Below are 19109 nucleotides of genomic sequence, written 5' to 3'. Positions count from 1 at the left end.
ACGCCGCGCGAACCGCGCCCGCCGGACGGCGGCTCCGACGTTGCGCCCCGCACCCGAGGCGGAAGGATAGCAAGGGAGCGGGGCCAGCGTCCAAACCGTTCCCGTGCAGAACAAGACCACACCAGCGATCCGTGCCGAAACCCCATCACCCCTGTCCCCGCGGCCATTTTCCGACCCTGGCCCGCCACACCGGTTCCGGCCGATGAAAGCCGGATCGGACAGCCGCCGGGGCCGCGCCGGCCGCCCCCTGTTCGCGGTCATCGACCGCATGATGTGTCAGGAACTGCTCAAGACCCTGCTGTCCATACTGCTGGTCCTGGTCACCATCATCGTCAGCCGCAAGTTCCTGGGCATCCTGACCAAGGCGATCGAAGGCGAGGTGGCCACCGAAACCGTGTTCTCGCTGCTGGGCCTGAAAACCTTGTCGGCCATCGCGGTACTGATCCCGCCCTCACTGTTCATGGCCGTGCTGACCCTGATGGGACGCATGTACCGCGATCACGAAATTTCGGTGCTGGCCTCGGCCGGAATCGGCGCGAGGCGGCTTTACCGCGCCCTGGCCTGGACTGTCATTCCCCTGCTGCTGCTGTCCGCCTACATGGCGCTGGAAGTCATGCCCTGGAGCGAGCGCCAGGCCCAGCAGTTGCTGATGCGCGACGTGGAAACGCACGATATCCGCGGCATCAAGCCGGGCCGTTTCAACGAATTCAGCGCCGGCGATGTCGTGCTTTACGCCGAAACCCTGGACGCCAGCCAGGACATGCTGAACATCTTCGTGCAGAGCCGGCAGAGCGACAGCACCGGGGTCGTGATCGCCGAACGGGGCCGGCTGCAGCGGGCCGACAACGGCGACAATTTCGTGGTCCTGAACAATGGACGCCGCTATCAGGGCATCCCCGGACAGGCCGATTACGTCATCAGCCAGTTCGACGAGTACGCCGTCCGTATCGGCGGGCCGGAGGAAATGTCCGCCACCCTGCGCCGCGAGGGAACGGCCAGCCTGGAACTGCTGGCGGCCGGCACCCCCAAGGAACTCGCCGAACTGCAAAAGCGCATCGGCATTCCGCTGGGGGTCGTCGCCCTCGCCCTCCTCGCCGTCCCGCTGGCGCGGGTCTCGCCACGCCAGGGCCCTTATGCCAGCGTCTTCTCGGCCTTCATCATCTACATCGTCTACGAGAATGCCCAGAAAATATCGCAGGGCCTGGTGATGTCGGAAAAGATCGCCCCCTGGGTGGCCTATGCGGCCATCTACGGCCTTCTGCTGCTGATGACGCTGGTGCTGTTCGCCAAGAACCTGGGCCTGCGCTGGGTGCGATACCAGCTGCATATCGGGAGACGGACATGATCCGCAGCCTGGACTGGTACATCGCCCGCGAGGTCATCAAGGGATCGTTGATCGCGGTACTGATCCTGCTGACCCTGCTGAGTTTCTTCACCTTTGCCGACGAGCTGGGCGACATGGGCAAGGGCGACTACGGCATGCGGCAGATATTCAAGTACCTGGCCCTGACCCTGCCCCGCAACTTCTATGAGCTGCTGCCACCCGCCGCCCTGGTCGGCAGCCTGGTCACCCTGGGAGCGCTCGCCAACCACCGCGAGCTGGTCGCCATGCAGGCGGCCGGCGTGGCCCGGGCCCGCATCGTCGGCGGCGTGATCCTCGGCGGGGTCATCCTGCTGGTCTTGTCCATCCTGGTCGGCGAACTGCTAGCGCCACCCTCGGAGCGCGCCGCCCAGAATCTCAAGTCCATCGCCCAGAACAAGCAGGTGACCTCGCGTTCCAAGTACGGCTTCTGGGTGCGGGATGGCAATGTCTTCATCAACATCCGCAGCATGACCGAACTGGAGCAGCTGGGCGACATCAGCATCTACGATGTCGACACCGACCGCCAGCTGACCCGTGCCACCCACGCCGACCAGGCCAGCCACGACGGCATCCGCTGGCGGCTGAGCGACATCAGCACCAGCACCTTTGACGGGCGGCGTGTGGCGACCTCGCATCTGCATGAAACCGACTGGTCCTCGGTGCTGGCGCCCGAGCTGCTGAATGCCTTCGTCATCCGTCCGGAGAACCTGTCGGCCCTGGAACTGCACAACTACGCGCAGTACCTGCGCGAGAACGGCCAGAAATCGCAGATCGTCGAACAGGCCTTCTGGGGCCGGCTGGTCAATCCGCTGGTCACGCTGGTCATGCTGATGGTGGCAATACCGTTCGTGCTGACGGTCAGGCGCGAGGTCGGCACCGGCCAGCGCGTGGTGGCCGGGGTGGTCATCGGGCTTGGCTTCCATGTGTTCGACAAGATGTTCGGCCACCTGGGGCTCGTTTACGAGCTGAACCCGCTGCTCTCCGTCTCCATGCCGACCCTCCTGGCACTGCTGGGCGTGCTGGTGGCCCTCTGGCGGCTGCGGACAACCTGAGCCGCCGGGCCGGCAGGCGGAAAATCCATGAAAACCGGAAGGCGGGCGAGGTTTGCTATCATTCGGCGGCTGTAACCGCACATACCGGCACGACCGCATGGCCCTACTGGAAACACCCGTTTGCGATTTCGGCGCGCGCGCCATCGACTTTGCCCTGCCCGGCGTCGACGGCAGGATCTGGACCCTGAGCGACTGCCTGGGCCCGCGCGGGCTGCTGGTCATGTTCATCTGCAACCATTGCCCCTACGTCAAGGCCATCCAGCCGAGGCTGGTGCGCGACACCCTGGCGCTCCGGGCGCACGGCATACACAGCGTGGCCATCATGGCCAACGATCCCGCCGACTATCCCGAGGATTCGTTCGAGAACATGCAGCGCGTCGCCCGCGAGCAGGAATACCCGTTCCCCTATCTCCTGGATGCCAGCCAGGCAACCGCCCGCGCCTATGGCGCCGTCTGCACGCCGGACTTCTTTGGCTACAACGCGCAACTCGCGCTGCAGTACCGGGGCCGGCTGGACGCCAGCGGCCGCAACCCGGCACCGCCGGAGGCGCGCCGGGAACTGTTCGAGGCCATGCAGCAGGTGGCCGAGACCGGCAACGGGCCGGCCGAGCAGATGCCCAGCATGGGCTGCTCCATCAAGTGGCGCGTGGCCTGAGCCCCACCAGCAGATTCAACCCACCAACCGGAACCTTACGACATATGAGCTTCAAACGACTGACCGATCTGGATCTCGCCGGCAAACGCGTCCTCATCCGCGAGGACCTGAATGTCCCCGTCAAGGATGGCAAGGTCACCAGCGATACCCGCATCCGCGCCAGCCTGCCGACCATCGAACATTGCCTCAAGGCTGGCGCCCAGGTCATGCTGATGTCGCATCTGGGCCGCCCCAGCGAGGGCGAGTTCGCCGGGGAGTTTTCCCTGCAGCCGGTCGCCGAGCGGCTGGCCGAACTGCTGGGTCGACCGGTCAAGCTGGCCAGGGACTGGCTGAACGGGGTCGAGGCCGCGCCGGGCGATGTCGTGCTCTGCGAGAACGTCCGCTTCAACAAGGGCGAGAAGAAGGACGGCGAGGAACTGTCGAGGCAAATGGCGGCCCTGTGCGACGTATACGTGATGGACGCCTTCGGTTCCGCCCACCGCGCCCATGCCTCCACCCATGGGGTCGGCCGCTTCGCCCCAGTCGCCTGCGCCGGCCTGCTGCTGGCGGCCGAACTGGACGCGCTGGGCAAGGCGCTGAAGCATCCGCAACGGCCGATGCTGGCCATCGTCGGCGGCTCCAAGGTGTCCGGCAAGCTCGAGGTGCTGGATTCGCTGTCCAGCCTCTGCGACCAGCTGATCGTCGGTGGCGGCATCGCCAACACCTTCATCGCCGCGGCCGGTTTCCCCGTCGGCAAGTCGCTCTACGAGGCGGATCTGATTCCCGAGGCGCAGCGGCTGATGGCACAGGCCAAGGCCCGCGGCGGCGAGATCCCGGTGCCGACCGATGTCGTTACCGCCAAGGAATTTTCCGAAGCCGCGGTTGCCACGGTGAAAAAGGTCGGCGACGTCGCCGAGGACGACATGATCCTGGACATCGGTCCTGAGACGGCGGCCCGCTATGCCGAGATCATCAAGTCGGCCGGCACGATCGTCTGGAATGGCCCGGTCGGCGTGTTCGAGATCGAGCAGTTCAGCCAGGGCACCCAGGTGGTCGCCCGGGCCGTCGCGGACAGCCAGGGCTTCTCCATCGCCGGCGGCGGCGACACCCTGGCGGCGATCGACCAATACGGCATTGGCGACCGGGTGTCCTACACCTCCACCGGTGGCGGCGCCTTCCTGGAATTCCTGGAAGGCAAGAAGCTGCCGGCTGTCGCCATGCTGGAAACCCGCGCAAGCTGACAGCGCCGCGAACACCGCGCCGGCGGTATGAACCTGTGCCTCGGCAAGTGCCCGCAGCGCTTGCCAGGCTGTACAAGCTCGGGACTTTCCGGTAAAACCGGGATCCGTTCCCCCCTTTCACCTATCGTCAAGATTTTTCATGGCACGAGTTACCGTAGAGGACTGTCTCGACAACGTCGACAACCGCTTCCAGCTGGTGCTGGTGGCCGCCAAGCGCGCCCGCCAGCTGTCCATCAACCCCGATGACGCCAAGGTAGCCTGGGAGAACGACAAGGCCACTGTGGTTGCATTGCGGGAAATTGCCGCCGGCGACATCACCCGCGACTACCTGAACGTTCCGGTCAAGCAGGACCGTTTCACCTTCGCCCGCCCCCCGCTGCCCACGCCGGGCCCGGATCTCGATGACGAGGATTTCGACTGACGAAGGCGCGGGGCCGAGCGGAGCAGCCACATGCCGCACGCCGCGATCCGCCGTCATCGGGTAGCTTGACCGTGCGTGGCTGGCCGCATGCAGTCCCTTGCGCTACGTGAAGCTATCGAGCAGCCCCAGGAGAAGCTGATCCGCCGCCTGTGCGGCGTGCTGTCGGCCTATCTGGAGCCAGCGCAGATCGCCGAGGTCGAGCGGGCCTATCGCCTCGCCGATCGGGCCCATGCCGGCCAGACCCGCCTGACCGGCGAACCCTACATCTGCCACCCGCTGTCGGTGGCCCTGATCCTCGCCGACATGCGCATGGATGCGCGCGGCATCATGGCCGCGATCATGCATGACGTCATCGAGGACACCGCGATCGGCAAGGAACAGCTGATCGAGGAATTCGGCGAGGAGGTTGCCGAACTGGTCGACGGCGTCACCAAGCTCGGCCGCATCGACAGCAAGTCGCGTGCCGAGGCGCAGGCGCAGAACGTCCGCAAGATGTTCCTGGCCATGGTCAAGGACCTGCGCGTGATCATGGTCAAGCTGGCCGACCGCCTGCACAACATGCGCACGCTGGAAAACATGGCCAGCGCCAAGCGCCGCCGCATCGCCGCCGAGACCCTCGACATCTACGCGCCGATCGCCAACCGGCTTGGCATGCACGAGCTGTGCCTGGAGCTCGAGGATCTGGGCTTTGCCGCCATGTACCCGATGCGCGCGCGGGTGCTGGAGCAGTCCGTGCGCAAGGCGCGGGGCAACCGCAAGGAAGTCGTGAGCGGCATCGAGACCAGCATCCGGCGCCGCCTGGAAGACACCGGCCTCGGAGACATGGAGGTCATCGGCCGGGAAAAGCACCTCTACAGCCTCTATCAGAAGATGCTCCGCAAGCGGCGGCCGTTCGCGGAAGTCTACGATGTCTACGCCTTCCGCATCATCGGCGAAACCATCGATGACTGCTACCGGGCCCTGGGCATCGCCCACAACCTCTACAAGCCCGTGCCGGGCCGCTTCAAGGACTACATCGCCGTCCCCAAGGCCAACGGCTACCAGTCATTGCACACCGTCCTCGCCGGCCCCTATGGCCAGCCGGTGGAAATCCAGATTCGCACGCGGGCCATGCATCACCTGGCGGAAGCCGGCATCGCCGCGCACTGGCTGTACAAGAGCGAGCAGGAACATTCCACCTACAGCCAGGCCCGCGCCCACGAATGGTTGCAGGATCTGCTGGAAATCCAGAAGAGCGCCGGCGATTCGCTGGAATTCCTCGACAACCTCAAGGTGGACCTCTTCCAGCGCGAGGTCTACGTGTTCACCCCGCGTGGCCAGATCATCAAGCTGCCGCGCAACGCCACGGTCGTCGACTTCGCCTATGCGGTGCATACGCAGATCGGCAACACCTGCATCTCGGCCCGCATCGACCGGCAACTGGCGCCACTGCAGACCGTGCTCCAGAACGGCCAGACGGTCGAGATCATTACCGCCCCCTGGGCACGGCCGAATCCGCTGTGGCTCAATTTCGTGGTCACGGCCAAGGCCCGCGCGGCCATCCGCAACCACCTGCGACACTTCAAGACCCAGGAGGGCATCGCCCTCGGCCAGCGGCTGCTGGAGAAGGAACTGGACAGCCTCGGCCAGCGCTACGAGGACATATCGGCCAAGCAGTTCGAGCACCTGCTGCGGCGCCTGGAGATGCCCAGCCGCGAGGCGCTGCTGGAAGACATCGGCTTCGGCAACCGCCTGCCGATGCTGGTGGCCCGGCAACTGATCAATACCAAAGGCCATGCCGATGCGGGCGAGCCCTCGGCCGGAAAACCGGAACTGAATCCCCTGATCATCAAGGGCACCGAGGGCATGGTGGTCAACCTGGCCAAGTGCTGCCGGCCCATCCCGGGCGATCCCATCATCGCCTTCTTCAATCCCGGCAAGGGCATTGTCGTGCACCTGACTGAGTGCAAGAACGTCGAGGAACTGCGCAAGCGCCAGGTCAACTGGATCGACGTGCAATGGGACAAGCAGGCCAAGGGCGAATTTCCGGCGCTGATCCGGCTGGAGCTGATGAACCAGGTGGGCACCCTCGCCAAGGTCGCCTCGACCATCTCGCGCATGCGCGCCAACATCGAGAACGTGCAGATCATCAACCAGGACAGCCAGGTTTCGGTGGACTTCATCACCCTCATGGTGCGTGACCGCAACCATCTCGCCACCGTCGTCCGCGAACTGCGCAAGCTTTCGATCGTACTGAAGATTTCCCGCGCCAAGACCGAGCTCCGCAAGAAAGCCCAACATGACTAGACAGATCGTATCCACCGACCGGGCGCCGCAGGCTATCGGCACCTATTCGCAGGCCGTCAGGGCCGGCAACACCGTCTACCTGTCCGGACAGATCCCGCTCGATCCCGACAGCATGAACCTGGTCGAGGGCGACATCGACGCGCAGATCCGCCGGGTCTTCGACAACCTCCTGGCGGTGGCCGAGGCTGCCGGCGGCAGCTTCGGCGACGTGGTCAAGCTCAACGTCTTCCTCACCGACCTCGGCCACTTCGCCCGCGTCAACACCATCATGGCGGAGTATTTCCAGGCGCCCTACCCGGCCCGCGCCGCCATCGGCGTGGCCGCCCTGCCCCGTGGCGCCGGCGTGGAAATGGATGCGGTGCTCGTCCTCGCCGCGTGAGGCGGACCGCTCGCCAGCATCCCGTCCACGGCCTGCAACGGCGGGCGATTCCATCGCCGCGCTCAAGGGTGTCGGCGCGCAAACCCTCGGAAAACTGGAAAAACTGGGACTCCGCAAGCGCGAGGACCTGTTGTTCCACCTGCCGCTGCGCTATGAGGACCGCACCCGGCTGACCCCGCTGGGCGCGCTGCGGGCCGGCGATCATGCCCTGGTCGAGGGACGCATCGAACTGGCCGACCTGAGCCCCGCCGGCCGGCGCTCGCTGACGGTTCGCATCGCCGATGGCAGCGGCTGGCTGTCCCTGCGCTTTTTCCACTTCACCCCGGATCAGCGTCGGCACTTCCTGCCGGGCCAGTGGCTACACTGCTACGGCGAGATCCGGGGAGGCTTTCATGGCCTGGAAATCGTCCATCCCGACTATCGACTGATCGCCGAGTCGGAGCGGGGCCGGCCCGAGGCCACCCTGACGCCGGTCTATCCGCTGACCGACGGACTGCACCAGAAGCTGCTGCGGCGTCTGGTCGCCCAGGCGCTGACGGTGATCGAGCAATTGCCTGACTGGCTGCCCGGCGCCGGGCAAGCCGGAGACGACGGCCCAGCGCTCGCCGATGCCCTGCGGTTGCTGCACACGCCACCCGCCGGCCTGTCCGCGGGCTCGGCCGCCCTTGCCGCCGCCCGCCGGCGGCTGATCATCGAGGAGCTGGTGGCGCACCATCTCAGCCTGAGCCGCCACCGCGCCCGCATGCAGAGCCATGTCGCCCCCATCCTGACGATCGACGCGCAGGCCGCCGAAGTCTTCCGGGGCGCCCTACCGTTCGCGCTTACCGGCGCCCAGGCCCGCGTCATCGCCGAAATCGGCGCCGATCTGGCCCGCCCACGCCCGATGATGCGTCTGGTGCAGGGCGATGTCGGCTCGGGCAAGACCGTGGTGGCCGCGTTCGCAGCCCTGACGGCACTCCGCGCCCAGCACCAGGTTGCCATCATGGCGCCCACCGAGCTGCTGGCCGAACAGCATGCCCGCAGCTTCCGCCAGTGGCTGGAACCGCTGGGTGCGGAGGTGGCCTTTCTCGCCGGCAAGGCCAAGGGCGCGGCCCGCAGCGCCACGCTGGAGCGCCTGGCGAGCGGCCGGGTCGGCGTCATCATCGGCACCCACGCCCTGTTCCAGGAGCAGGTGGCCTTCCACAGGCTGGGCCTGGTCATCATCGACGAACAGCACCGCTTCGGTGTGCATCAGCGTCTGGCGCTGCGCGAGAAGGGCCGCCATCAGGGCCGCTACCCGCATCAGCTGGTCATGACCGCGACGCCCATCCCGAGAACCCTGGCCATGATCGGCTATGCCGACCTCGACCTCTCGGTGATCGACGAGCGGCCACCGGGGCGGACACCGGTCAGGACCAGCGTGTTGCCGACCACCCGCCGCGGTGACATCGTCGCCCGCATCCAGGGCTGGGTGGCACAGCGGCGACAGGTGTACTGGGTCTGCACCCTGATCGAGGAATCGGAATCGCTGCAGGCCGAAGCCGCCGAACGAACCGCCCGGCTCCTGGCCGAGGCGCTGCCGGACCTCGCCGTCGCGCTGATCCACGGCCGGCTGAAGGCCGCCGACAAGGAAGCGATCATGCAGCGCTTCAAGCAGGGTGATATCGACGTGCTGGTCGCCACGACCGTGATCGAGGTGGGCGTGGACGTTCCCAACGCCAGCCTGATGGTCATCGAAAACGCCGAACGGCTGGGGCTCGCCCAGTTGCACCAGCTACGCGGGCGCGTCGGCCGCGGTCCCGGCGAGGCGCATTGCGTGCTGCTCTATCAGCCTCCGCTGGGCGAGACGGCCCGCGCCCGGCTGGCCACCCTGAGGGAGACCGACGACGGCTTCCTCATCGCCGAGAAGGACATGAGCATCCGCGGTCCCGGCGAATTGCTGGGTACGCGCCAGACCGGCCAGATCCAGTTCCGCATCGCCGACCTGGTGCGCGACGAAAACCTCCTGGATACCGTCCAGGCGCTCGCCGAGCGCCTGCATCGCGAGCACCCCCATCATGTGGAGCCGCTGATCGAACGCTGGCTGGGGCAGGCCGTGCACTATGTCGAGGCGTAGCCGGCCGCGACCGGGCAAACGATGGTTTCCGGAGGCCGGGCGCTGCAAAACACTTGCATTCGGCGATCCTTTCCGCTGAAATGTCGGCACCGCCGAGCCCTGCTCAAGCCTTCCCGGCCGTTTCCCGGCCAGACCCGTTCCCGAACCGCTTTTCTATTCATCCGATCCTGCGGAGTTACCCGTGAGTGACAACATTCTCCAAATCAACGACGCCGACTTCGACGACAAGGTACTGAAATCCGCCACGCCGGTGCTGGTGGATTTCTGGGCCGAATGGTGCGGCCCGTGTAAGATGATTGCACCGATCCTGGAAGACATCGCCGTTGACTATGCCGGCCGGCTGACCGTTGCCAAGGTCAACATCGACAACAACCCCGCCACGCCGCAGCGTTACGGTGTGCGCGGCATTCCGACGCTGATCCTGTTCAAGGATGGCGAAGTGCATGCCACCAAGGTCGGCGCACTGGCAAAATCGCAGCTGGCGGCCTTCATCGACGCCAACCTGTAAGCGAACCGCCGCACCTGAATCCCCGCGGCGTCGTGGCCGCGGGCATGCTTGAACCCGTAGCACCGACACTCCAGTCCCGCACCGTCCTCCGGCCTCCAGCGCCCCAGGCTCTCCGCTGCCCCCTCCGACGATTCACCCCTCGCGGGATCGTGACTGGAACCCAACCGATTCCTCACCCAAACTCTCCTCTCCGTCCATGAATCTGACTGACCTCAAGCGCAAGCCGGTTTCCGAGCTGATAGAAATCGGCGAATCCCTGGAAATCGAGGGCATCGCCCGCACCCGCAAGCAAGACCTGATCTTCGCCATCCTCAAGAAGCAGTCCAAGAGCGGCGAGGACATCTACGGCGACGGGGTGCTGGAGATCCTCTCCGACGGCTATGGCTTCTTGCGTTCGGCCGACAGTTCCTTCCTCGCGGGACCTGACGACATCTACGTGTCTCCCAGCCAGATCCGTCGCTTCAGCCTGCGCACCGGCGACACGATTTCCGGCAAGATCCGGCCGCCGAAGGAGGGCGAGCGCTATTTCGCCATGCTCAAGGTCGAGCAGATCAACTACGAGCCGCCCGAGAACGCCAAGCACAAGATCCTGTTCTCCAACCTGACGCCGCTGTTCCCCAAATCGCGCCTGCAACTGGAAGTCGGCAATGGCACCACCGAAGATCTCACCGCCCGCATCATCGATCTGGTGGCGCCCATCGGCAAGGGCCAGCGCGGCCTCATCGTCTCGCCGCCCAAGGCCGGCAAGACCATGATCCTGCAGAACCTGGCTCACTCCATCGCCGAGAAGTACCCGGAGTGCTACCTGATCGTGCTGCTGATCGACGAACGCCCGGAGGAAGTCACCGAGATGCAGCGCAGCGTCAAGGGCGAGGTCATTTCCAGCACCTTCGACGAACCGCCGGCGCGCCATGTCCAGGTCGCGGAAATGATCATCGAGAAGGCCAAGCGTCTGGTCGAACACAAGCGCGATGTGGTCATCCTGCTGGACTCGATCACCCGCCTGGCGCGCGCCTACAATACCGTGCAGCCCGCCTCCGGCAAGATCCTCACCGGTGGCGTCGACGCCAACGCCCTGGAACGGCCCAAGCGTTTCTTCGGCGCCGCCCGCAACATCGAGGAAGGCGGCAGCCTGACCATCATCGCCACGGCGCTGATCGATACCGGCTCGCGCATGGACGAGGTGATCTACGAGGAATTCAAGGGCACCGGTAACAACGAGCTGCACCTGGAGCGCAAGATCGCCGAACGGCGCATCTATCCGGCCATCAACATCAACCGCTCCGGCACCCGCCGCGAGGAATTCCTGGTACCGCCGGACGAACTGCAGAAATGCTGGATTCTCCGCAAGATCCTGCAACCCATGGACGAAATGGCGGCCAGCGAATTCCTGATCGGCAAGCTCAAGGAAACCAGGACCAACCAGGAATTCTTCGACATGATGAAGCGCTGAGCGCCTCCCTGTCCGGCCAGTACCCCGCAGACGATCCCGGCCTGCCCTGCATTGCCGGGCACCGACCGCCCGGCGGCGTCGGCCGGACGGGCTCGCCACAAACCCTCCCGCAGGACATTGGATCTTGAACGATCCGGTCATCAACCGTTACGGCGATCGACGCATCGCGCAGGCGGAGGGTCATGGCGCCGATATTGCCTCGCAGCGGCTGGACCCGCTGGATCGGCTGGCGCTGGCCGAGATCGAACGGTGCTGGCACGAGACTCCCGCCCGAGCGCCCCGGGCGCTGGAACTCGGCTGTGGCGCGGGTGGCCTGGCGGTCCGTCTGGCACAGGCAGGAGCCGACTATACCGGTGTGGACCGGATCGATTTCACGGCGGATTTCGCCCGCCTGACCGAGACCCTGACGCCGGCCTGCCGGGGGCGATTGTGCTTCGTGCAGGCCGATTTCTCGGCCCTGCCGGAAAGCCTGCTGGCCACACTGGCGGGGCAGGTATCGCTGCTGATCGCCCAGCGTTGCCTGCACTACCTCCCCTACCCGTCGGCGCTGGCAAGCCTGCGCGATCTCGGACACCTGCTTGTACCCGACGCAAGGGTCTACATCGGCGTGTCCGGTCTGGCGTCCGAGCTGAGCCTCGGCTATCCGGCGGCAAGACAGCCGCTGACGGTGCGCTTCGGCCGGCTCGGGAGCGACATGGCGGTGCGGCATGCCATCGAGGCGCCGGTTTGCCTGTATCGGCCGGATGAACTGCGGCAGTTGCTGGAGAACGCTGGCTATGAAGTGCTGGAACTGTTCAGCTCGCCCTTCGGCAACGTCAAGGCGGTGGCGATGACCTCGCCCCGGCCCGGGCGGAACGGCGCAGAGGGCGGGCGGCAGGTCAGCGCAGCTGATCTTCCAGCCAGGCCTTGAGGTCGTCCTTCGACGCCTCATAGGCCTCGTACTGCTGCGGACTGAGCACGGGCTTCAGCGCCGTGTCCTTGGCGCTCATGAGGCTGCGACCCTTGCTCATCCTGGCCAGCCCGCCCTCGCTCCCCTTCAGCACCGGCTCCATTTGCCGCGCATAGTCGAGATTGATGGCCTGTACCCTGGCGGTCTGGGCCTCGTCGAGAGCGAGATGTTCCTTCATGTAACGGGTCTGGAGAGCGGCCCGCTGCTCCGGCGTACTGGCCTCCATGCCCCCGGCAACGCAGGCCGGGACGATGGCGAGACCTGCGACCAGCGACAGGATCAGGCGGCAGCGCCGCGGCTTGGGCGACAAGCGCCCGACCATCCGCGCAGGCAATGCCATCAGTTGCTCTTGTCGATCGGCACCAGATCGATATCGGTGCGACGATTGCGGGCGCGCCCCTCTGGGGTTGCGTTGTCGTCGGTGGGCTGGTACTGACCATGCCCGGCGGCCGTCATGCGGGCGGGGTCGACACCCCTCTTCTGCAGGTACTCCACCACGCTGGCGGCACGCGCGGCGGAGAGTTCCCAGTTGCTCTTGTACTTGCCGCGCAGATGGTGACCCACCGGGACATCGTCGGTATAACCCTCGATCTCGATACGATGATCGCTGGCATCCTGCAAGGTTGGAACCAGCTTGTCGAGAATCGCCCGACCGCTGCGGCTCAGGCCGGCCTGACCGGAGGGGAAGAGAATGCTGTCCTCGATCGTGACGCGGAGGCGGTCCTTCAGTTCCTGAATCTGCACCTGATCCGACTGGACTTCCGCCTGCAACTGCTCGTTGAGCTGATGCTCGCGGTCATAGGTTTTCTGCATGACGCAGCCCGAACCCAGCAGGGCCGAGAAGAGCAGAATGGCAAGCTTCCTGGTGCGCATGGTCAGTCTCCGTGGGGTTACGGTTCTGGGGTTTCTTTCTTGTCGTCGCCGGCGCCAGCCGGCTCGGACTCCGCCTCGGCCGCGGCCGGTCGTTTCAGGGGCGCATAGGGCTTGCCGTCGAAGGTGTAGTCCACCTCATGCGGAAAACCGTCCTCCATGAATTCGGCCGTGTACAGCTTCACGCCCTGCCTGACTTGCTCGCGGAACTCCACCTCCGTGGCGGTGGGATAGGCGGCCTTGAAGGCCCGCAGAACGGGCGAGGGAACCTGATAAACGGTCAGGTGGCTCATGCAGCCGGCCAGGATCAGCACACCGGCTCCCCAGGCCCGTGCCAGGAGCTTGCGGACGGGGGATCGGCTGGGTCTGGCCATCGATTCTGTCGGCGACACGTTGGCGGATGGTCGGGGAATGACGGTCTGCCGGAAGAGGCCGGCAGGCACGGCACCTGCGCCCGGGGTACGGGACCACGCCCCTGGAAAGCCAAGGCCCCGTACCACGCAGCCCATGCGGTGACTAACCCAGTACCAGCTTCACCACCCCGACAATGGCGAGGATGAAGAGCACCGTGAAGACGATACCGGCGACGATGTAGGGGGTGGCCGATCCACCGGTGAAATCGCGTTCACGGTTGGCGCTGCTCTGCACCCCGAAGGCTGCGGATACCACGCTGCCGATGACCTGCCGCAACGATGGCTTTTGCTCATGCATCGTGGACACCGGCTCCTTACTCGGACTTGGCCTTGCGCTTCTGTTCGTAGATCTTGTAGCCGATGGCCAGGCCGACGACCACAATCACGGTGAACAGCGACCGCCAGCTGGCGCTGCCGGTATAGATCTGCTCCTCATCGACGTTGCCCCACAGGTTGGAGCCGGCGCCGCTCTTGACATCCTCGCCGCCACCCATGGTCAGCAGGTAGTTCCAGATGAAGTTCATCGGGATGATGCTGGCGATGCTGACGCCGATCGACATGATCAGCAGGTCGATGGCCTTGTTGACATCAGCATTCTTGGTCAGGTTCTCGCTGATGGTGATATTGTCGAGATAGAGCTTGACGATGACATAGCCGGGCAGGATCAGCACTACGGCCATGCCGAACAGATCCTTGACCACCAGGCCGCTGTTGCTCGAAAAGAGGCTGAAGGCGACGATGAGAATGACGCTGAAGATGCCCACGCCGGACCACATCAGCACATCGGGCTTACCGAACTTGAACAGATCTTTGATCATGACTGCCAGACTCCTTATTGTTTTTTGAAAAAGTAGAACCCTTCGAGACCGCCCTTGAGGATGAGTTCATTGCCTTCCTTCTTGTAGACGGAATAATCGATGGTCCTGCCCGGGCGGCCCGGGTCGTCGGCAACAATCTTCCCGTTGACGATCTTGTAACTCCACTCGTGGCGATCGTCGGTCTTGAAATGGCGGTTGTAGCCGCTGGTGACGATGATGCCGTCCGGACGGAATTCCCAGGTGCGGTTTTCCGGAACCTGCGGCTTGTCGAGCGCGGCGGCCACCGATTCGAGCTTCCAGCTGCCGACGATCTCGCTCATGTCCTTGAGCGCGATATCGGCGTTGGCCGCGGTCGTCAGCAGGGTGGAAGCCAGCAGGACCGTGCGTGCGCCATGTAGTGTCAGTTTCATCGGAGATCCCCCCGCCGAAGTTGTTGTCGTGTCACCTTCCCGGCCAACAGAATTTGGTATTTCTGTAGGGAGGAAGCGTTGCAAATCAGCGCCGATTCTTACATTTTTCAATTCGGCATAGCAAGGAAGCCAAGCGGGAGCCGGACCCCGGTGGTTTATAGGCATGGCGCCAGCCTCTACAATGCCGCGTTTTGCGCACGATGACCCGCCCCGCCATGACCCAAGATTACGCTGCCCGGACCCGCCAGATTCGGTCGCTGCTGGCCGAACGCATCCTGTTCCTGGATGGCGCCATGGGCACCATGATCCAGACCTACCAACTGGCCGAGGCGGACTATCGGGGCGAACGCTTCGCCGAATGGCCACGTGATCTCAAGGGCAACAACGACCTGCTGGCCCTGACCCAGCCGCAGATCATCCGCGCCATCCACGACGCCTATCTGGAGGCCGGCGCCGACATTCTCGAAACCAACACCTTCAACGCCAACCGCATCAGCATGGCGGACTACGGTATGGAGGCGCTGGTCTACGAACTGAACGTCGAAGCCACCCGTCTGGCCCGCGCCGCCTGCGACGCGACGACCGCGCAAACCCCGGACCGGCCACGCTTCGTCGCCGGCGTGCTGGGTCCGACCAGCCGCACGGCGACCCTCTCGCCCGACGTCAACGATCCCGGTTTCCGCAATGTCCACTTCGACGAACTGGTGGAGGCCTACACCGAGGCCACCCGCGGCCTGGTCGACGGCGGCGCCGACCTGATCCTGATCGAAACGGTGTTCGACACCCTCAACGCCAAGGCCGCCGTGTTCGCCGTCGAGCAGTTCGCCGAGGATCACGGGCTGCCCCTGCCCGTCATGATCTCCGGCACCATCACCGACGCCTCCGGCCGTACCCTGTCCGGCCAGACCGTCGGCGCCTTCTGGAACTCGCTGCGCCATGCCAAGCCCATCTCCTTCGGCTTCAACTGCGCGCTGGGCGCCAAGCAGTTGCGCCAGTACATCGAGGAACTGTCGAACCTTGCCGACACCCATGTCTCGGCCCATCCCAATGCCGGCCTGCCCAACGAGTTCGGCGAGTACGACGAATCGCCCGAGGCCATGGCCAGGGAGATCGCCGAATGGGCCGAACAGGGCTTTCTCAACATCATCGGCGGCTGCTGCGGCACCCGCCCGCCGCACATCAAGGCCATCCACGACGCGGTAAAGGATTGCCCGCCGCGCCGGGTACCGTCACCCGAGCCGCAATGTCGCCTGGCCGGACTGGAGCCGCTGAACATCGGCGCCGACACCCTGTTCGTCAACGTCGGCGAGCGCACCAATGTCACCGGCTCGGCCGTCTTCCGGCGGCTGATCCGCGAGGAAAGGTACGAAGAGGCGCTGGAGGTCGCCCGCCAGCAGGTGGAAAACGGCGCCCAGATCATCGACATCAACATGGACGAGGGCATGCTGGATTCGCAGGCCGCGATGGTGCGGTTCCTGAATCTGATCGCCGCCGAACCGGACATCGCCCGCGTGCCGGTGATGCTCGATTCGTCCAAGTGGGACATCCTCGAGGCTGGCCTCAAGTGCGTGCAGGGCAAGGGCATCGTCAACTCCATCTCGATGAAGGAGGGCGAGGACGCCTTCCTGCGCCAGGCCCGGCTGGTGCGCCGCTATGGCGCCGCGGTCATCGTCATGGCCTTCGACGAGGTTGGCCAGGCCGACACGGTGGCGCGCAAGGTCGAGATTTGTACCCGCGCCTACAGGCTCCTCACCGAAAAGCTGGACTTCCCGCCCGAGGACATCATCTTCGATCCCAACATCTTCGCCGTCGCCACCGGCATCGAAGAACACAACCGCTATGGGCTGGATTTCATCGAGGCGGTCAAGATCATCAAGGAGGCCCTGCCCCACGCGTTGATCTCGGGTGGCGTCTCCAACGTCTCGTTCTCGTTCCGCGGCAACAATGCCGTGCGCGAGGCCATCCACGCCGTGTTCCTCTACCACGCCATCCGCAACGGCATGGACATGGGCATCGTCAACGCCGGCCAGCTGGCCATCTACGCGGACATCCCGGCGGAACTCCGCGACGCCATCGAGGACGTGATCCTGGCGCGGCACGACGGCGCCACCGAACGGCTGCTGGAACTCGCCGACCGGTACCGCGAGGAGGGCGGCACGACGGAAAAAAAGGAGGACCAGGCCTGGCGCGCCTGGCCGGTGGCCAAACGGCTGGAACACGCCCTGGTCAAGGGAATCGACGAATTCATCGAGGCTGATACCGAGGAAGCCCGCCAGCAGTTCGAGCGGCCCCTGCATGTCATCGAGGGCCCGCTGATGGACGGCATGAACGTCGTCGGCGACCTGTTCGGCGCCGGCAAGATGTTTCTGCCGCAGGTGGTGAAGTCGGCCCGGGTCATGAAGAAATCGGTGGCCTACCTGATGCCGTTCATGGAGACGGAAAAGGCGCTGAATCCCGCGCCGAAGTCCAACGGCAAGATCCTCATGGCCACCGTGAAGGGCGACGTCCACGACATCGGCAAGAACATCGTCGGCGTGGTGCTGCAATGCAACGGCTTCGACGTGGTCGACCTGGGCGTGATGGTGCCCTGCGAGAAGATCCTGGATGCCGCGCGCGAGCACCGGGTGGACATCATCGGCCTCTCCGGCCTCATCACCCCGTCGCTGGACGAGATGGTGCATGTCGCCAGGGAGATGCAGCGCCTGGGTTTCGCCATCCCGCTGCTGATCGGCGGCGCCACCACCTCGCGGGCGCACACCGCGGTCAAGATCGAGCCTCACTACCAGGCCGGCCCGACCGTCTACGTGACCGACGCCTCGCGCGCCGTCGGCGTTGCCGGCAGCCTGCTGAGCGAGGACCTGCGCAATGACTATGTCGCCCGCATCCGCCGGGAATACGAGGAGGTCCGCATCCACCACGGCGGCCGCAAGGCCAGGGCGCCCCTGCACGACATCGCCGCCGCCCGCGCCAATGCCTTCCGCGCCGACTGGACCGGCTACGCCGCGCCCCGGCCCGGATTCCTGGGCGTGCAGACCTTCGACCGCTACCCGCTGGCGGAACTGGTCGACTTCATCGACTGGTCGCCGTTCTTCCACACCTGGGAGCTGGCCGGCAGCTACCCGAAAATTCTGGACGACGAGATCGTCGGCGAGCAGGCCCGCGCGCTGTATGCCGATGCCCGGGCCATGCTGGAGACCCTGGTCGCGGACGAGTGGCTCACCGCGCGCGCCGTGCTGGGTTTCTTCCCGGCGGCGGGGGTCGGGGACGACATCCAGCTGTATGAGGACGAAAGCCGCCAGCGCCCGCTCGCTGTCCTGCATCACCTGCGCCAGCAGTCCGTCAAGCCGCCGGGCCAGCCCAACTATGCGCTGTCCGACTTCGTCGCGCCGCAGGAGAGCGGCATCGCCGACTACGTCGGCGGCTTTGCCGTGACCGCCGGCATCGGCATCGAGGAACACCTCGACCGCTTCGCCGCCGAGCATGACGACTACAGCAGCATCCTGCTCAAGGCGCTGGCCGACCGGCTGGCCGAGGCCTTCGCCGAGTGCCTGCACCGCCGCGTGCGCCGTGCATTCTGGGGCTATGCCCCGGACGAAGCGCTGAACAACGAGGCCTTGATCGAGGAGGCCTATCGCGGCATCCGCCCGGCCCCCGGCTATCCCGCCTGCCCCGACCACACCGAGAAGGCGACGCTGTTCCGCCTGCTCGAGGTGGAATCGCGCAGCGGCATCCACCTGACCGAGTCCTTCGCCATGACCCCGGCCTCCTCGGTCAGCGGCTGGTATTTCAGCCACCCGGCGGCGCGCTATTTCAACGTCGGCAAGATCGGCCGCGACCAGGTCGAGGATTACGCCCGCCGCAAGGGTCTGTCGCTGGCGGACATGGAACGCTGGCTGGCGCCAACCCTGGCCTACGAGCCGGACTGAGCGTCCATGCGGCGCCTGCTGCTCTACGGCACGGACGGCTGCCATCTGTGCGAGATAGCGGCGGACCGGGTGCGGCAGGCACTGCCGACCCGCGCCGATCCCGCCACGCTGGAGCTGATCGACATCGCCGCCGACGATGCCCTGCTGGCGCGCTACGGGATGCGCATCCCGGTGCTGTGCCGCGCCGACGGGAGCGAGCTGGACTGGCCCTTCGGCGCGCAGGAGCTGGCCACCTTCCTGTCACCCGACTGAACGGCCCTGCTTTTTTTCGCAACCCCAATCGAACCGGAG

19 protein-coding genes are annotated in these 19109 nt (G+C 65.5%); 13 read left to right on the top strand and 6 right to left on the bottom strand.

Features of this window, described 5'->3' with window-relative positions; genetic code table 11:
* The first annotated feature begins 202 nt into the window (after positions 1-202).
* From lptF to ACYQ1H_RS01840, 11 genes are all read left to right on the top strand, one after another.
* Entirely contained in the window at positions 203-1345 is a 1143-nt protein-coding gene (gene lptF / locus ACYQ1H_RS01890; RefSeq protein WP_460026357.1) for an LPS export ABC transporter permease LptF, read from the top strand.
* Positions 1342-2415 carry an LPS export ABC transporter permease LptG gene (lptG, locus tag ACYQ1H_RS01885; protein WP_460026356.1) on the top strand — a complete coding sequence of 358 codons (1074 nt, stop codon included), beginning with the start codon at positions 1342-1344 and terminating at the stop codon, positions 2413-2415. Before lptF ends, lptG begins: the two co-directional genes overlap by 4 nt.
* Before the next feature lie 97 nt (positions 2416-2512).
* A complete protein-coding gene (locus ACYQ1H_RS01880) occupies positions 2513-3070 on the top strand; it encodes a thioredoxin family protein (protein ID WP_460026355.1) in 558 nt (185 codons plus the stop codon).
* A 44-nt stretch (positions 3071-3114) separates the two neighbouring features.
* A complete protein-coding gene (locus ACYQ1H_RS01875; RefSeq protein ID WP_460026354.1) occupies positions 3115-4290 on the top strand; it encodes a phosphoglycerate kinase in 1176 nt (391 codons plus the stop codon).
* A 139-nt stretch (positions 4291-4429) separates the two neighbouring features.
* Positions 4430-4711, top strand: a complete 282-nt coding sequence (gene rpoZ / locus ACYQ1H_RS01870; protein WP_460026353.1) for a DNA-directed RNA polymerase subunit omega — start codon at positions 4430-4432, stop codon at positions 4709-4711.
* Between the two features lie 87 nt (positions 4712-4798).
* Positions 4799-6997 (top strand): RelA/SpoT family protein, encoded by a 2199-nt coding sequence (locus ACYQ1H_RS01865; RefSeq protein WP_460026352.1) that lies wholly within the window; start codon positions 4799-4801, stop codon positions 6995-6997.
* Positions 6990-7376 (top strand): RidA family protein, encoded by a 387-nt coding sequence (locus ACYQ1H_RS01860; RefSeq protein WP_460026351.1) that lies wholly within the window; start codon positions 6990-6992, stop codon positions 7374-7376. Before ACYQ1H_RS01865 ends, ACYQ1H_RS01860 begins: the two co-directional genes overlap by 8 nt.
* Complete coding sequence (gene recG / locus ACYQ1H_RS01855) at positions 7351-9471, top strand: ATP-dependent DNA helicase RecG (protein WP_460026350.1); 2121 nt, start codon at positions 7351-7353, stop codon at positions 9469-9471. The genes ACYQ1H_RS01860 and recG overlap by 26 nt, the downstream gene beginning before the upstream one ends.
* A 181-nt stretch (positions 9472-9652) precedes the next feature.
* Entirely contained in the window at positions 9653-9979 is a 327-nt protein-coding gene (gene trxA, locus ACYQ1H_RS01850; protein ID WP_460026349.1) for a thioredoxin TrxA, read from the top strand.
* A gap of 196 nt (positions 9980-10175) precedes the next feature.
* Entirely contained in the window at positions 10176-11432 is a 1257-nt protein-coding gene (rho, locus tag ACYQ1H_RS01845) for a transcription termination factor Rho (RefSeq protein ID WP_460026348.1), read from the top strand.
* A 124-nt stretch (positions 11433-11556) separates the two neighbouring features.
* On the top strand, positions 11557-12342 hold the full coding sequence (locus ACYQ1H_RS01840) for a class I SAM-dependent methyltransferase (RefSeq protein ID WP_460026347.1): 786 nt from the start codon (positions 11557-11559) through the stop codon (positions 12340-12342).
* Here ACYQ1H_RS01840 and ACYQ1H_RS01835 read toward each other — a convergent pair.
* From ACYQ1H_RS01835 to ACYQ1H_RS01810, 6 genes are all read right to left on the bottom strand, one after another.
* Positions 12311-12721, bottom strand: coding sequence for a DUF4890 domain-containing protein (locus ACYQ1H_RS01835; protein ID WP_460026346.1), 411 nt, complete (start codon positions 12719-12721; stop codon positions 12311-12313). The genes ACYQ1H_RS01840 and ACYQ1H_RS01835 overlap by 32 nt on opposite strands.
* Complete coding sequence (locus ACYQ1H_RS01830; protein WP_460026345.1) at positions 12721-13254, bottom strand: OmpA/MotB family protein; 534 nt, start codon at positions 13252-13254, stop codon at positions 12721-12723. Before ACYQ1H_RS01830 ends, ACYQ1H_RS01835 begins: the two co-directional genes overlap by 1 nt.
* Before the next feature lie 17 nt (positions 13255-13271).
* Positions 13272-13625, bottom strand: coding sequence for a hypothetical protein (locus ACYQ1H_RS01825; protein WP_460026344.1), 354 nt, complete (start codon positions 13623-13625; stop codon positions 13272-13274).
* A gap of 142 nt (positions 13626-13767) precedes the next feature.
* On the bottom strand, positions 13768-13962 hold the full coding sequence (locus tag ACYQ1H_RS01820) for a DUF2970 domain-containing protein (protein ID WP_460026343.1): 195 nt from the start codon (positions 13960-13962) through the stop codon (positions 13768-13770).
* Positions 13963-13978: 16 nt separating this feature from the next.
* The gene (locus ACYQ1H_RS01815) at positions 13979-14482 is read right to left on the bottom strand and encodes a hypothetical protein (protein ID WP_460026342.1); all 504 of its coding nucleotides are present in this window, start codon (positions 14480-14482) and stop codon (positions 13979-13981) included.
* Positions 14483-14496: 14 nt separating this feature from the next.
* A complete protein-coding gene (locus tag ACYQ1H_RS01810) occupies positions 14497-14892 on the bottom strand; it encodes a hypothetical protein (protein WP_460026341.1) in 396 nt (131 codons plus the stop codon).
* Positions 14893-15107: 215 nt separating this feature from the next.
* On the opposite strand from ACYQ1H_RS01810, the gene metH reads away from it, so the two are divergent.
* Positions 15108-18818, top strand: coding sequence for a methionine synthase (gene metH / locus ACYQ1H_RS01805; protein WP_460026340.1), 3711 nt, complete (start codon positions 15108-15110; stop codon positions 18816-18818).
* A 6-nt stretch (positions 18819-18824) separates the two neighbouring features.
* Positions 18825-19070 carry a glutaredoxin family protein gene (locus tag ACYQ1H_RS01800; protein ID WP_460026339.1) on the top strand — a complete coding sequence of 82 codons (246 nt, stop codon included), beginning with the start codon at positions 18825-18827 and terminating at the stop codon, positions 19068-19070.
* Positions 19071-19109: the final 39 nt, after the last annotated feature.

The organism is Methyloparacoccus murrellii (genome assembly GCF_054657115.1).
Note: the sequence above shows the minus strand (reverse complement) of the source record. Positions and strands in the feature narration are given on the sequence as shown.